Below are 12,436 nucleotides of genomic sequence, written 5' to 3'. Positions count from 1 at the left end.
GGAAAGCGAGAGGCCTCTACAGCGGAGCGAGGACGCGGCGCGCCTCGGACAGCACCTCGGCGGCGAGGGCGTCCAACAGGGGCGACCGAAGGTTCCACTGCTGCCAGTACAGCGGCACGCGCGTGGGCCGACCGCCGAGTTCGACGAGATCATCGCTCGCCTGCGGCGCGGGGATCAGGCCCCAGCCCAGCCCGAGCCGCACCGCCTGCGAGAAGTCGTGGGATGCCGGCACGTAGTGCCTCGGCACCGACCACGGGTCCACTCCCCTGGCCCGCAGCCAGTCCTGCTGCAGGTCGTCGCGACGATCGAAGTCCACGAACGGCGCCATCTGCAGCGCCTCGGGCGTCGCCCCGTGCGGAAGCCAGCGGGAGACGTAGCCCGCCGTCGCCATGGCCCGGTACTCCAACACGCCCAGTGGCGTGACCGCGCTGCCGCCCACCGGCGCGGATTCGCTGGTGACGGCCGCCATCACCTCCCCCGATTCCAGCAGCCGGGCCGTGTAGTCCTGATCGTCGCGGTGCAGGTCGACATCGATCGGATGCCGCTGAGCGACCCGCGCGATGGGGGCCAGGAACCACGTGGCCATCGAGTCGGCGTTCACCGCCAGCGGTACACGGATCCTCGGCACCGCGCCGTCGACGTCGCCCAGCCCGAACGCGGCGACGGCGTCGTGCTCGAGCAGCTGCACCTGCCGCGCCAACCTGACCAGTGCCTCACCGGCTTCGGTGGCTCGCACCGGGCGAGAGCGCACGACCACCACGCGCCCCAGCTGCTGCTCGACGGCCTTGATGCGCTGGCTCACTGCCGACGGCGTGATGTGCAGCCGACGGGCGGCCGCATCGAAGCTGCCCTCGTCGATGGCCACCGCGACGGTGGCCGCCAGCTGCGCATCGATCCTCACATAAGCCATGCTAATGCTGATGCAGCTATCTTCGCTGGAGCTGTTTCAGCGAAAGCCCTAGCGTGAAGACGTGCTCACTCTGCTCTCCGGCCTCGGCCTCATGTTCTCGCTCATCATCGCCGTCGGCGCCCAGAACGTGTTCGTGCTGCGCCAGGGGCTGCGTCGCGAGCACATCCTTCCCGTAGTGCTGATCTGCGCGGCATCCGACGCCCTCCTGGTGCTGGCCGGCACCGCGGGACTGGGCTACCTCATCGGACAGCTGCCGTGGCTGCTGATCGCAGCCCGCTGGCTGGGCGGCATCTCGCTGGTGATCTACGGCGTCTACGCCGCACGACGGGCGTGGGGCTCGGGCGGCGAGACGCTCGTCGCCGACACCGCCGCGCCCGTGGAGAACGCAGAGAGCGTCGGGACGACAGGCAGCACCGCCACCGCGACCCGGTCGCGCCTGGCCACCGTGGTCATCGCCACGCTGGCGTTCACCTATCTGAACCCCAACGTGTACCTGGACACCGTGCTGCTGATCGGCTCGATCGCCGCCACGCACGGTGATCAGCGCTGGCTGTTCGCGATAGGTGCCATCATCGCCAGCATCACCTGGTTCTTCGCGCTGGGCTTCGGCGCCCGGCATCTCGGTCGCTGGCTGCGCACCCCGCGCGCCTGGCGGATCCTCGACACCTGCATCGCCGTGCTGCTGGTGATCATGGGCGTGCTGCTGGTGCTGCCCGTGTTCGCCGGCTGACCGGCATCCGTCACCGGCTGACCGGCATCCGCTCCTCAGTCCCCGCCCAGCGGCCGCAGGATGCGCGTCAGGAACCTTCGCGTGCGGTCGTGCTGCGGATTGCTGAACAGCTGCTCGGGCGCGCCCTGTTCGACCACCACGCCGTCGTCCATGAACAGCACGCGATCCGCAGCCTCCCGGGCGAAGCTCAGCTCGTGGGTGACCACGACCATGCTCCACCCCTCGTCGGCGAGTTCCTTGATCACCAGCAGCACCTCGCCGACCAGCTCGGGGTCGAGCGCACTGGTGGGCTCGTCGAACAGCAGCAGGTCAGGTCGCAGCGCCAGTGCGCGCACGATGCCCACGCGCTGCTGCTGCCCGCCGGAGAGCTGATGCGGCCTGGCGTCCTCCCGGTCGGCCAGCCCCACTCGCGCGAGCAGTGCGCGCGCCTCGGCGATCACCTCGTCCTTCGGCCGGCGCTGCACGCGCCACGGACCCTCGATCACGTTCTGCAGCACGGTGAGGTGCGGGAACAGGTTGTGATGCTGGAAGACCATCGCCGAGCGGTCCCGCAGCGCCGCGCGCTGCGGAGCGCTGACACGTGCGGAGAAGTCGATCTCCGGCCCGCCCTCCACGCGGATGCTGCCGCCGTCCGGCGTCTCCAGGCCGTTCAGCGAGCGCAGCACGGTGGTCTTGCCCGATCCGCTCGGGCCGATCAGCACCACGACCTCGCCGCGGTGCAGGGTCAGGTCGATGCTCCGCAGCACCTCGTGGGATCCGAAGCTCTTGCGCAGACCGGTCGCGGTCAGCAGCGGTTCAGCGGATGCCGCGATCGACGGGTTCCCCTCAGGCAGCGACACGGCGATCGAGCCTCCTCTCCAGGGCGCTCTGCCCCGTGGACAGCACCAGGCAGATCACCCAGTACACCAGGGCCGCAGTGAGATAGACCACCATCACCTGGTACGACGACGCCGCGATCTGCTGAGATACGCGGAACAGCTCGGTGACGAGGATCGTGGAGGTGAGGGACGTGTCCTTCACCAGCGAGATGAACGTGTTCGACAGCGGCGGCACCGAGACCCGTGCGGCCTGCGGCAGGATGATGCGGGTCAGCGTGCGCGTGCGGTTCATCCCGATCGTGTACGCGGCCTCCCACTGCCCCTGCGGGACCGACAGGATCGCCGCTCGCACGACCTCGGCGCCGTAGCCGCCGACGTTGAGCGAGAGCGCGACGATGGCACTCGGCCAGGGGTCGATGACGATGCCGACCGCCGGCATCCCGTAGAAGATCACGAACAGTTGCACCAGCAGCGGCGTACCCCGGATGATCGACACGTAGAACCGCGCGATGCCGACCACGACCGGATTCGCGGAGATCCGCATCAGCGCGACGACGATCGCCAGCACCAGCCCCAGCGCGAACGAGACGAGCGCCAGGGGGATGGTGCTCAGCAGACCGCTCAGCGCGATGGGTCCGAGCGCGTTCAGGAACAGCTGCCCGGCATCCATGATCCGACCCTACTTCGTGACGTCGGCGCCGAAGTACTTCTTGCTGATCTTGGCGAGGGTGCCGTCGGCCCGCAGATCCGCGAGCGCGCCATCGACGGCATCCACGAGCTTCTGCGACTTCTTGGTGAAGGCGAACGCCTGCTCGCCCGCCTCATCGGTCTCGGCGGCGATCTTCAGTCCGGTGGGGCCATCGGTCTTCTCGTAGTCCAGGTAGGTGAGCTTGTCGTTGATGGTCGCATCCACGCGCCCCTGACGCAGCAGCGCCACTGCCTGCGACCAGCCGTCGACGGCTTCGACCTTGGCGCCGGACTTCACGGCCAGGTCGTTCCAGTTGCTGGTGAGCGACTGCGCGGTCGTCTTGCCCTTGAGGTCGGCGAACGAGGTGATGGAGGTGTTGTCCTCCGGCACCACGATGACACCGGGCGACACCGTGTACGGCGTGCTGAAGAGGTACTTCGCCTTGCGCTCGGTGTTGATGGTGACCTGGTTGGCGATCACATCGAACCGGCCGGCGTCGAGCCCCGCGAAGATGGCGTCCCACTGGGTCTCCTGAAAGGCCACCTTCAGGTCGAGCTTGTCGGCGACGGCCTTGATGATCTCCACGTCGAATCCGGTGAGCTCGCCCGTGCCGCCGTCGGCGTGGAAGCTGAACGGCCGGTAGGTGCCCTCCGTCGCCACGGTGAGCGTGCCCGCCGAGACCAGCCCGAGGTCGGAACCCGCCGACGAGGACCCCGGTTCAGGGGCGGCCGTGCTGCTGCATCCGGCCAGCGCGGTGACGGCGACGACCAGTGCGGCTGCGGTGGCGATGAGACGGCGTGACATGTGGGACCTTCCTGAGGTACGTGCGTCGCGCGCGGGATGACGCGCGGACGATTCAACAGTATGCGGGGCCGTTGCGGCATCCGAATTCGCATGACGCCCGATTTCACGGAGCGCACGCGGGCTGAGCACAAGACCCCCGCCGGGGGACCGGGCGGGGGTCTTGCTGCGACGGGCCGGGCAGCCCGTCTATGCATCAGATGGCGTTGACGTCCAGCGGGATGCCGGGGCCGAACGTGGTCGACACGGTGCCCTTCTGGATGTAGCGGCCCTTCGAGCTCGACGGCTTCAGGCGCACGATCTCCTCGAGAGCGGCGTTGACGTTCTCGCCCAGCTGCTCGGCCGAGAACGAGGCCTTGCCGACGATGAAGTGCACGTTGGCGTGCTTGTCGACGCGGAACTCGATCTTGCCGCCCTTGATCTCCTCCACGGCCTTGGCCGGGTTGGGGGTGACGGTGCCGGTCTTGGGGTTCGGCATCAGGCCACGGGGACCCAGCACCTTGCCCAGACGGCCGACCTGACCCATGAGCTCAGGGGTCGAGACGGCTGCATCGAAGTCGGTCCACCCGCCGGCGACCTTCTCGATCAGCTCGGTGCTGCCGACCTCGTCGGCGCCGGCGGCGATGGCGGCCTCAGCAGCCGGGCCGTTGGCGAAGACGATGACGCGGGCGGTCTTGCCCGTGCCGTGCGGCAGCATGACGGTGCCGCGCACCATCTGGTCGGCCTTGCGGGGGTCGACGGCGAGCTTCAGCACGACCTCGACGGTCGAGTCGAACCTCGCCGAGCCGGTCTCGCGCGCCAGAGCGACGGCGTCGGCCGGGGTGTAGAAGCGGTCCGCCTCGATCTTGGCGGCGGCAGCCTTGTAGGCCTTGGACTTGGTAGCCATTGTTATCTCCCTCAGCCCTCGACCGCGATGCCCATGGAACGGGCGGTTCCGGCGATGATCTTGGACGCGGCGTCGATGTCGTTCGCGTTCAGGTCGGCCTGCTTCTGCTCGGCGATCTGACGGACCTGCTCGGCGGTGATCTTCGCGACCTTGACGGTGTGCGGAGTGGCGGAGCCCTTGGCGACGCCCGCGGCCTTCTTGATCAGCTCTGCTGCCGGCGGGGTCTTCAGGACGAACGTGAAGCTGCGGTCCTCGTAGACGGTGATCTCCACGGGGATGACGTTGCCGCGCTGCGACTCGGTCGCGGCGTTGTACGCCTTGCAGAACTCCATGATGTTCACGCCGTGCTGACCGAGCGCGGGGCCGATCGGCGGCGCCGGGTTGGCAGCACCGGCGTTGATCTGAAGCTTGATCAGGCCGGTCACCTTCTTCTTGGGTGCCATTCTTGTTCCTTTCATCGAGCGGATGCCGGTGGCATCCCTCTCCCGCAACCCCGGCATCTCCGAGGCGCGGTGGTGCTCGCGCGCGAGGCGCAAACCTCTTGATCCTACCCGAAAAGGGCGATCAGAGCATCTTGGTGACCTGCTCGAAGGCCAGCTCCACGGGAGTCTCGCGCTCGAACAGGGAGACCAGCACGGTGAGCTTGCCCGCGGCGGCGTTGATCTCGCTGATGGTGCCGGGCAGGCCCGCGAACGAGCCCTCCTTGATCGTGATGGTCTCGCCGACCTCGAAGTCGACCTCGGCGGCCAGCGGACGGGCGACGGCCACGCCGCCCTTGGCCGCGATGGACTTCGCGGTGGGGACGTCCTTGACCTCGACGAGCGCCTTCAGCATGTTGAAGGCCTCTTCGAAGCGCAGCGGCGTGGGGTTGTGGGCGTTGCCGACGAAGCCGGTGACGCCCGGCGTGTGGCGCACGACAGACCAGGTGTCCTCGTTGAGCTCCATGCGCACGAGCACGTAGCCGGGGATGCGCACGCGGGTGACCATCTTGCGCTGGCCGTTCTTGATCTCGACGACGTCCTCCATGGGGACCTCGATCTGGTAGATCTCGTCCTCCACCTCGAGCGCGAGCTTGCGCTGCTCGATGTTGGCCTTCACCTTGCGCTCGAAGCCGGCGTAGGAGTGGATGACGTACCACTTGCCCGGCAGCATGCGCAGGTCCATGCGGAACGCCTCGTACGGATCCTCCTCGGCAGCAGCCTCATCGGCGTCCGCCTCGTCGGCGTCGTCGTCGCCGTCCACGTCGGGGCCGTCGTACGGCGCCACTTCCTCAGCGGCAGCGGCCTCCTCCTCGGCGGCCTCCTCTGCCACAGCGTCGTTGAGGACCTCGGCGGCTGCTTCAGACTCAGCCGCTTCGTCCAGGTTGAGAGCGTCGTTCACGATCGCGTCCGCCTCCGGGTCTTCGATGTCGATGTCGTCCGTGTCGTCGTACTCCTCGTCGGAGCCGTCCTCGTCCTCCACGTGGAGGGCGACGTTCTCCGCCGATGCGACGGACTGCTCCTGCTCGGCGAGCACGCTGCCCTCCTGGGCCTCGTCCACCTCGCTGGACTGCTCGGCCGCGGTGGCCCAGTCTGCGTCGTCGGAATATCGTTCAGACACGTTGCTTCTTTCCATTCACTGCGAGGGCCGGGCGGATGGCGCCGAGCTCGTCGGAGGGTGCGTCAGTCGGGAAGCCCGAACACCAGGTGCGTGACCCAGCCGAAGAACGTGTCGAAGCCGTAGACCAGCCCCATCACGATCAGCACGAAGACCAGCACCACCACGGTGAACTTGATCAGCTCCTTGCGGGTCGGCGTGACGACTTTGCGCAGCTCGCTCCACACCTGCCGGAAGAACAGCGCGATGCGACCGAAGAAGCCGAGCTGCTTGTCCCGCAGGGAGTACGGGCCTGATGCGACGGCCTCGCCGCCAACGTCGTCCTGATCCATCCTGCAAGTACCTTTCGTGAGTCAGCATGTGCGCTGACGCGCAGGGCGGACAGGAATCGAACCTGCAACCTGCGGTTTTGGAGACCGCTGCTCTGCCAATTGAGCTACCGCCCTAGAGACCGGAGGGCCCCTGGGTCCGCATACCCGTGTGCCGATGAGGGCACAGTGAAGGATGCAGACAACTGCCCCTCAAGTGTACGGCATCCGATCCGTCTGGCCGAACCGGGCCGACATCCCGGGCGTGGGAGGGGGCCGGGACGGCGTCGGCTCGGAGCAGCGCGCGGGTGTCAGAAGAGCTGGCGCCAGTTGGCCTTCGCGAGGTCCAGCAGCTCGTCGCCGCGACCGGACATCACGGTGCGAATGGCATACAGCGCGAAGCCCTTCACCTGCTCGGCCTTGATCGACGGCGGCATGGACAGCTCCTGCCGCTCGGTGACGACGTCCAGCAGCGCGGGTCCGTCGTGCGCGAGCACTTCGGCGACGGCATCCAGCAGATCCTCCGAGCGCTCCACGCGCCGCGCGAAGATGCCGAGCGCCTGCGCGACGGCGGCGAAGTCGGGGTTCTGCAGGTCGGTGCCGTAGGTGACGAAGCCGGCTGCCTTCATCTCCAGCTCGACGAAGTTCAGCGAGGAGTTGTTCACCACGATGGTCTTCACGGGGAGCTTGTTCTGGGTGAGGGTGATCAGCTCGCCGAGCATCATCGACAGTCCGCCGTCGCCGGCCAGAGCGATGACCTGCCTGTCGGGCTCGGCGACCTGCGCGCCGATGCCGTGCAGGAGCGCGTTGGCCATGGAGCCGTGGTTGAACGACCCGATCAGACGCCGTTTCTCAGTCATCGTGAAGTACCGGGCCGCCCAGACCGTGGGCGAGCCCACGTCGGCTGTGAGGATGGCGTCGGATGCCGCGGCCTCGTCGATCAGTCGGGCGAGGTACTGCGGGTGGATCGGCGCTTTGCCTCGAGCGGGCACGGCGAGGTCGTCGAGCTTGGCCCGGGTCTTGCGGTAGTGCGCGGTGGCGTCGTCGAGGTGGGTGCGGTCGGCCTTGGCGGTCAGTCGCGGCAGCAGGGCCTCGGCGGTCGCCTTCACGTCGCCCACGAGACCCAGATCGAGCGGATGCCGTTTGCCCAGCTGCTCGCCGCGGATGTCGACCTGGACGGTCGTGGCGCCGTCCGGATAGAACTGCGTGTAGGGGAAGTCGGAGCCCAGGATCAGCAGACCCTCGGCGTCCTCCATGGCGCGGAACCCCGAGGCGAATCCCAGCAGGCCGGTCATGCCGACGTCGAACGGGTTGTCGTACTCGATGTGCTCCTTGCCGCGGAGGGCGTGCACGATGGGCGCCGCCAGCCGGTCGGCCAGTGCGATGACCTGGTCGTGGGCGCCCTCGACGCCCGCACCGGCGAGGATCGTGACGCGTCGGCATCCGTTGAGCAGCTCTGCCGCGCGATCCAGCTCATCCGCGCTGGGAGTGATGACGGGCGTGGCGCGCGGGATGACGACGGCGCGGTCGTCGGCGATCTCGGCCAGGGCCACGTCTCCGGGGATGACCAGCACGGCCACGCCGCGCTGCTCGATGGCGGCGCGCATGGCGATCTCCATCAGCCGTGGCATCTGCGACGGGTCGGCGACGTACTCCACGTACACGCTGCACTCGCGGAACAGCTCCTGCGGGTGCGTCTCCTGGAAGTAACCGGTGCCGATCTCCACCGTGGGGATGTGCGCGGCGATGGCGAGCACGGGCACACGCGAGCGGTTCGCGTCGTACAGCCCGTTGATCAGGTGCAGGTTGCCCGGGCCGCAGGAGCCGGCGACGACGGCCAGCTCCCCGGTGAGCGCAGCATCCGCCGCCGCGGCGAACGCGGCGGACTCCTCGTGACGTACGTGCACCCAGCGAATCGTGCCGTCCTTGCGGAGGGCATCCGTGAAGCCGTTCAGCGAATCGCCCGGGATGCCGTAGACGCGGTCGATGCCGTTCACTCGCAGTGTGCGCACCATGTTCTCAGCGACGGTCGTCATAAGACGAGCCTATGCCGGTGGGGCTGGTCGGGGCGCGTGCTGCTCAGTAGTCCGAGACCCCGTAGCGCTCGGGCTCCGGAGTGCGCCGGAACGCGCGGCCGCTCAGCGAGGCGGGCGTGATGCGCACGTAGTTGTACTTCAGCGTCGGGATCCACGGCTTCAGGCCCAGTCGGTCGGCCGCCTCGCGCTCCGCCAGTGTCTCGAGCGCATGCGCGGTGCCGCGCGCGATGACGCTCCAGGCGTCGGCATCCGTGTGATCGTCGACCTCGAAGATCACCTCGTCGTTGACCGTCAGCTCGACGAGCTTGCTGCCCTCGGCAGTGCGGAACACGAGCGAGTGGCCGTCCACGACGTAGTTGACCGGGAAGATGTCGACCACCTCCCCGACATGCGTCACCAGACGTCCGATCTCCGGTCCCTCCAGCCGCCGCCAGCACTCGTCCTCGCTCAGCCGGACGACCGGATCCTCGGTGCTCATGACGTGCTCCTTCCGCTTTGGTCAGAGCGTATCGCCGAATCGCCGAGGGCGGGAGGTGATGCGCCGGTTCCGGGCGACAGGCGATGGCGAGGCGGGATGCCGCCTTGCCACGCCTCAGCCGATGCGGATGAGCTTCTTGTTCACGAACTCCTCGGCGGCCAGCAGGCCCAGCTCGCGGGAGGTGCCGCTGCGCTTCACGCCGCCGAACGGCAGCTCAGGACTGTCGGCCAGCACCAGGTTGACGTAGACCATGCCCGCCTCGATGCGGTTCGCGACCCGCTCGGCCTGCGCGGGGTCGGTGGTGAACACGTACGAGCCCAGGCCGAACGAGGTGTCGTTGGCCAGGTGCACCGCGGCGTCCTCGTCGGCCACGCGGTAGACGACCGCAGCGGGGCCGAACAGCTCCTCGCGGTAGACATCCATCTCGGGGGTGACATCGGCCAGCACGGTCGGCGCGAAGAAGGCGCCCTCACGGGTGCCGCCTGTGAGCACCGTGGCACCCTGCGAGACCGCTCCGTCGATCTGCGCCTGCAGTCGCTCGGCGGCGGCCTCGGACGAGAGCGGGCCCAGCACGGTGTCGTCCAGCATGGGGTCGCGGGCCTCGACGGCTGCCATCGCGGCGGTGAACTTCGAGGTGAACTCGTCGTACAGGCCGTCCACGACGATGAAGCGCTTGGCGCCGTTGCAGGACTGCCCGTTGTTGTCGAGTCTGGCGTCCACGGCGTTCTGCACCACGGCATCCAGATCATCGGTCGAGAGCAGGATGAACGGGTCGGACCCGCCGAGCTCCAGCGCGACCTTCTTCAGGTTGCGGCCGGCGGCCTCGGCGACCGCCGCGCCCGCCCGCTCGGACCCGGTGACCGACACGCCCGCCACGCGCGGGTCGGCGATCATCGTCGCGATCTGCTCGTTGCTGACCAGCACGTTCTGATACGCGCCCTCGGGGAACCCCGCATCACGGTAGATGTCGGCGATCGCGCTCGACGACTCCGGGCACTGCGGCGCGGGCTTGAGCAGGATCGTGTTGCCCACCACCAGGTTCGGGGCGGCGAAGCGCACGATCTGGTAGGCCGGGAAGTTCCACGGCATGATGCCCAGCAGCGGCCCGAGCGAGGAGCGACGGATGACCGCAGTGCCCTCGCCGAGGATGTCGATGGGCTGGTCAGCGAGGATCTTCTCGGCGTTGTCGGCATAGAACTCGGCGATGTCGGCGGCGAAGTCGACCTCGCCCAGGGCGGCCTCGCGGGGCTTGCCCATCTCTCGCACGAAGATGTCCGCCAGCTCCTCGCGGCGCTCGCGGTGCAGCTGCGCCATGCGGCGCACCAGCTCCGCACGCTCGGCGACGGCGGAGGTGCGGCCCCAGATCCGGTGAGCGGATGCCGCGGATGCCAGCGCCTGCTCGACCTGCTCATCGGTGAGCGTGTCGTAGGTGGCGAGGGTCTGGCCGGTGGCCGGGTTGACGACGGCGTAGTCGGTCATGTCGTTTCTCCTTGTTTCAGCCGGTCGGCAGCTCGTGGCCGCCGATCGGATCGTGGTTCCGGATGCCGCTCACGTGCGGCTCATACTGCCCCGGTCACGGACTCGAGATCATCCTCGGGGGCGCTCCGGGACTCGGTGCGCATGGAGCGCTTGGCGAGATTCTTGCGCACGAGCGGCCAGAACAGCACCAGGACACCCGTCGCCACGAGACTCGTCCACACCTGGGTGCGCCCGCTCTCGGATGTGAGCATGATGCCCACCACCGCGGCGATGCAGGCGATCAGGAACACATTCAGCCAGGGATGCCACCACACCTTCAGCTTGAGACCGGCGACCTCCTCCGGGGTCATCTTCGCGCGGAGCCGCCACTGCGTCAGCGCGATGAACACGTAGACCAGCAGCGCAACCAGCCCTGCCGAGTTCATGATGAAGTCGAAGATCCCGGTGCCGGGTGCGATGAAGTTCACGACGGTGGCGGCGAGGCCGCCGATGGTCGAGGCCAGCAGCGCCATCACCGGAACCCCGTTCTTCGCCTTCTTCGCGATGATCTTCGGGGCGAAGCCCTCGACGGCGAGCGCCGAGAACATCCGCGACGCCGAGTACAGCCCGGAGTTGAGCACCGAGATGACGGCGGTGAAGATGACGAGCTGCATGATGACACTCGCGCCGGGGATCCCGAAGCGCTCCAGCGCCACCGTGAACGGTGCGTTGGCGACATCCTTGGGGATCGGGAGCTCATCCCACGGAATCACGGTCACGATGACGAGAACCGAGCCGACGAAGAACAGCAGGATGCGCCAGACGATCGTCGACGTGGCCTGGCGGATGCCCTTGGCCGGGTCCACCGACTCGGTCGCGGCCATCACCGCGATCTCCGTCCCGAAGTACGAGAAGATCACCAGTGCCACTCCGGTGAGGGCGACGTCCACGCCGTGAGGTGCGAATCCACCGTGCTCCCACAGGTTCGAGATGGTGGCTCCGGAGGACTCGGGCCACAGCCCCAGCGCGAACAGCACGCCCGCGCCGAGGAATACCACGATGGCGGTCACCTTGATGCTGGCGAGCCAGAACTCGACTTCGCCGAAGGTGCGCAGGGAGATCACATTGGTGCCGACGAAAAGCCCGATCAGCAGCAGTGAGCACAGCCACGACGGCAGTCCGGGGAACCAGCTGTGCACGGTCTCGCCGCCCAGCACGGCCTCATACGCCAGCACGCCCACCCAGAAGTACCAGTACAGCCATCCGACCAGGTACGCCGCCCAGTTGCCGAGGCCGACGCGGGCGTACTCCATGAAGGAGCCGATCGCCGGGCGCGATGCGGCCATCTCACCGAGCATCTGCATCGCCAGGTAGACGAGCAGGCCGCCGACCAGGTATGAGATCACGGCGGCAGGGCCGACCGCACGGATGACGTTGCCGGAGCCAACGAACAGGCTCGCTCCGATGATCCCGCCGAGCGTGATCATGGTCACGTGGCGCGACCGGAGCTTACGACCGTGCTGCCGCGCGGCGGGGAAGCCCGCTGACGTCTGCGGAGAGACGGGCTGTTCCCACTTGCTGGTCGATGGTTGTCTCATAGTGGTCCTCACTCAGGCGAGCAGGGCGCAGAGCCGTCTGCCGCACAGATCGTCATTGATGTGGAAGTAGTGGCAGAGCCGGAGCGCCTCGTGAGTGCCATGGCCCGCTGCCGCGCCCCGGCGATCGCG

13 protein-coding genes and 1 tRNA gene are annotated in these 12,436 nt (G+C 68.1%); 1 reads left to right on the top strand and 13 read right to left on the bottom strand.

The window, feature by feature from the left end:
* Positions 1 to 16: 16 nt before the first annotated feature.
* Positions 17 to 901, bottom strand: a complete 885-nt coding sequence (locus tag WA967_RS03790; protein ID WP_424419562.1) for a LysR family transcriptional regulator ArgP — start codon at positions 899 to 901, stop codon at positions 17 to 19.
* Between the two features lie 70 nt (positions 902 to 971).
* Between WA967_RS03790 and WA967_RS03785 the strand changes: the two genes are divergently transcribed.
* Positions 972 to 1,640, top strand: a complete 669-nt coding sequence (locus tag WA967_RS03785) for a LysE/ArgO family amino acid transporter (protein ID WP_424419561.1) — start codon at positions 972 to 974, stop codon at positions 1,638 to 1,640.
* Positions 1,641 to 1,675: 35 nt separating this feature from the next.
* Here the strand turns inward: WA967_RS03785 and WA967_RS03780 are convergent, their stop codons facing one another.
* The 12 genes from WA967_RS03780 to WA967_RS03725 all read right to left on the bottom strand — a co-directional run bounded on the left by WA967_RS03780 (position 1,676) and on the right by WA967_RS03725 (position 12,196).
* Positions 1,676 to 2,479 (bottom strand): amino acid ABC transporter ATP-binding protein, encoded by an 804-nt coding sequence (locus WA967_RS03780; protein WP_424419560.1) that lies wholly within the window; start codon positions 2,477 to 2,479, stop codon positions 1,676 to 1,678.
* Positions 2,466 to 3,128, bottom strand: a complete 663-nt coding sequence (locus tag WA967_RS03775; protein ID WP_424419559.1) for an amino acid ABC transporter permease — start codon at positions 3,126 to 3,128, stop codon at positions 2,466 to 2,468. The genes WA967_RS03780 and WA967_RS03775 overlap by 14 nt, the downstream gene beginning before the upstream one ends.
* A gap of 9 nt (positions 3,129 to 3,137) precedes the next feature.
* Positions 3,138 to 3,950 (bottom strand): amino acid ABC transporter substrate-binding protein, encoded by an 813-nt coding sequence (locus tag WA967_RS03770; protein WP_424419558.1) that lies wholly within the window; start codon positions 3,948 to 3,950, stop codon positions 3,138 to 3,140.
* A 193-nt stretch (positions 3,951 to 4,143) separates the two neighbouring features.
* Complete coding sequence (rplA, locus tag WA967_RS03765) at positions 4,144 to 4,833, bottom strand: 50S ribosomal protein L1 (RefSeq protein WP_424419557.1); 690 nt, start codon at positions 4,831 to 4,833, stop codon at positions 4,144 to 4,146.
* An 11-nt stretch (positions 4,834 to 4,844) separates the two neighbouring features.
* Positions 4,845 to 5,276 carry a 50S ribosomal protein L11 gene (rplK, locus tag WA967_RS03760; RefSeq protein WP_424419556.1) on the bottom strand — a complete coding sequence of 144 codons (432 nt, stop codon included), beginning with the start codon at positions 5,274 to 5,276 and terminating at the stop codon, positions 4,845 to 4,847.
* A gap of 121 nt (positions 5,277 to 5,397) precedes the next feature.
* Positions 5,398 to 6,432 carry a transcription termination/antitermination protein NusG gene (gene nusG, locus WA967_RS03755; RefSeq protein ID WP_424419555.1) on the bottom strand — a complete coding sequence of 345 codons (1,035 nt, stop codon included), beginning with the start codon at positions 6,430 to 6,432 and terminating at the stop codon, positions 5,398 to 5,400.
* 62 nt (positions 6,433 to 6,494) lie between these two features.
* The gene (gene secE, locus WA967_RS03750) at positions 6,495 to 6,761 is read right to left on the bottom strand and encodes a preprotein translocase subunit SecE (protein ID WP_298865757.1); all 267 of its coding nucleotides are present in this window, start codon (positions 6,759 to 6,761) and stop codon (positions 6,495 to 6,497) included.
* Between the two features lie 41 nt (positions 6,762 to 6,802).
* Positions 6,803 to 6,875: transfer RNA gene (locus WA967_RS03745), tRNA-Trp, on the bottom strand.
* Positions 6,876 to 7,048: 173 nt separating this feature from the next.
* The gene (poxB, locus tag WA967_RS03740; RefSeq protein ID WP_424419554.1) at positions 7,049 to 8,773 is read right to left on the bottom strand and encodes a ubiquinone-dependent pyruvate dehydrogenase; all 1,725 of its coding nucleotides are present in this window, start codon (positions 8,771 to 8,773) and stop codon (positions 7,049 to 7,051) included.
* A 43-nt stretch (positions 8,774 to 8,816) separates the two neighbouring features.
* Positions 8,817 to 9,251: a pyridoxamine 5'-phosphate oxidase family protein gene (locus tag WA967_RS03735; RefSeq protein WP_424419553.1), complete on the bottom strand. Its 435-nt coding sequence runs from the start codon at positions 9,249 to 9,251 to the stop codon at positions 8,817 to 8,819.
* A 114-nt stretch (positions 9,252 to 9,365) separates the two neighbouring features.
* Positions 9,366 to 10,730, bottom strand: coding sequence for an NAD-dependent succinate-semialdehyde dehydrogenase (locus WA967_RS03730; RefSeq protein WP_424419552.1), 1,365 nt, complete (start codon positions 10,728 to 10,730; stop codon positions 9,366 to 9,368).
* A gap of 80 nt (positions 10,731 to 10,810) precedes the next feature.
* The gene (locus WA967_RS03725) at positions 10,811 to 12,196 is read right to left on the bottom strand and encodes an amino acid permease (RefSeq protein WP_424419586.1); all 1,386 of its coding nucleotides are present in this window, start codon (positions 12,194 to 12,196) and stop codon (positions 10,811 to 10,813) included.
* Positions 12,197 to 12,436 lie beyond the last annotated feature (240 nt).

It is taken from the genome of Microbacterium sp., assembly GCF_049650565.1.
Lineage (GTDB): Bacteria > Actinomycetota > Actinomycetes > Actinomycetales > Microbacteriaceae > Microbacterium.
This window is presented reverse-complemented; position numbering and strand designations above follow the sequence as displayed.

What these genes read in the sequence shown, in the direction of transcription:
- poxB (WP_424419554.1), bottom strand. Translation starts at nt 8,773, where the DNA reads ATGACGACCGTCGCTGAGAACATGGTGCGCACACTGCGAGTGAACGGC.
- WA967_RS03735 (WP_424419553.1), bottom strand. Translation starts at nt 9,251, where the DNA reads ATGAGCACCGAGGATCCGGTCGTCCGGCTGAGCGAGGACGAGTGCTGG.
- WA967_RS03775 (WP_424419559.1), bottom strand. Translation starts at nt 3,128, where the DNA reads ATGGATGCCGGGCAGCTGTTCCTGAACGCGCTCGGACCCATCGCGCTG.
- WA967_RS03725 (WP_424419586.1), bottom strand. Translation starts at nt 12,196, where the DNA reads ATGATCACGCTCGGCGGGATCATCGGAGCGAGCCTGTTCGTTGGCTCC.
- WA967_RS03730 (WP_424419552.1), bottom strand. Translation starts at nt 10,730, where the DNA reads ATGACCGACTACGCCGTCGTCAACCCGGCCACCGGCCAGACCCTCGCC.
- secE (WP_298865757.1), bottom strand. Translation starts at nt 6,761, where the DNA reads ATGGATCAGGACGACGTTGGCGGCGAGGCCGTCGCATCAGGCCCGTAC.
- rplA (WP_424419557.1), bottom strand. Translation starts at nt 4,833, where the DNA reads ATGGCTACCAAGTCCAAGGCCTACAAGGCTGCCGCCGCCAAGATCGAG.
- WA967_RS03770 (WP_424419558.1), bottom strand. Translation starts at nt 3,950, where the DNA reads ATGTCACGCCGTCTCATCGCCACCGCAGCCGCACTGGTCGTCGCCGTC.
- rplK (WP_424419556.1), bottom strand. Translation starts at nt 5,276, where the DNA reads ATGGCACCCAAGAAGAAGGTGACCGGCCTGATCAAGCTTCAGATCAAC.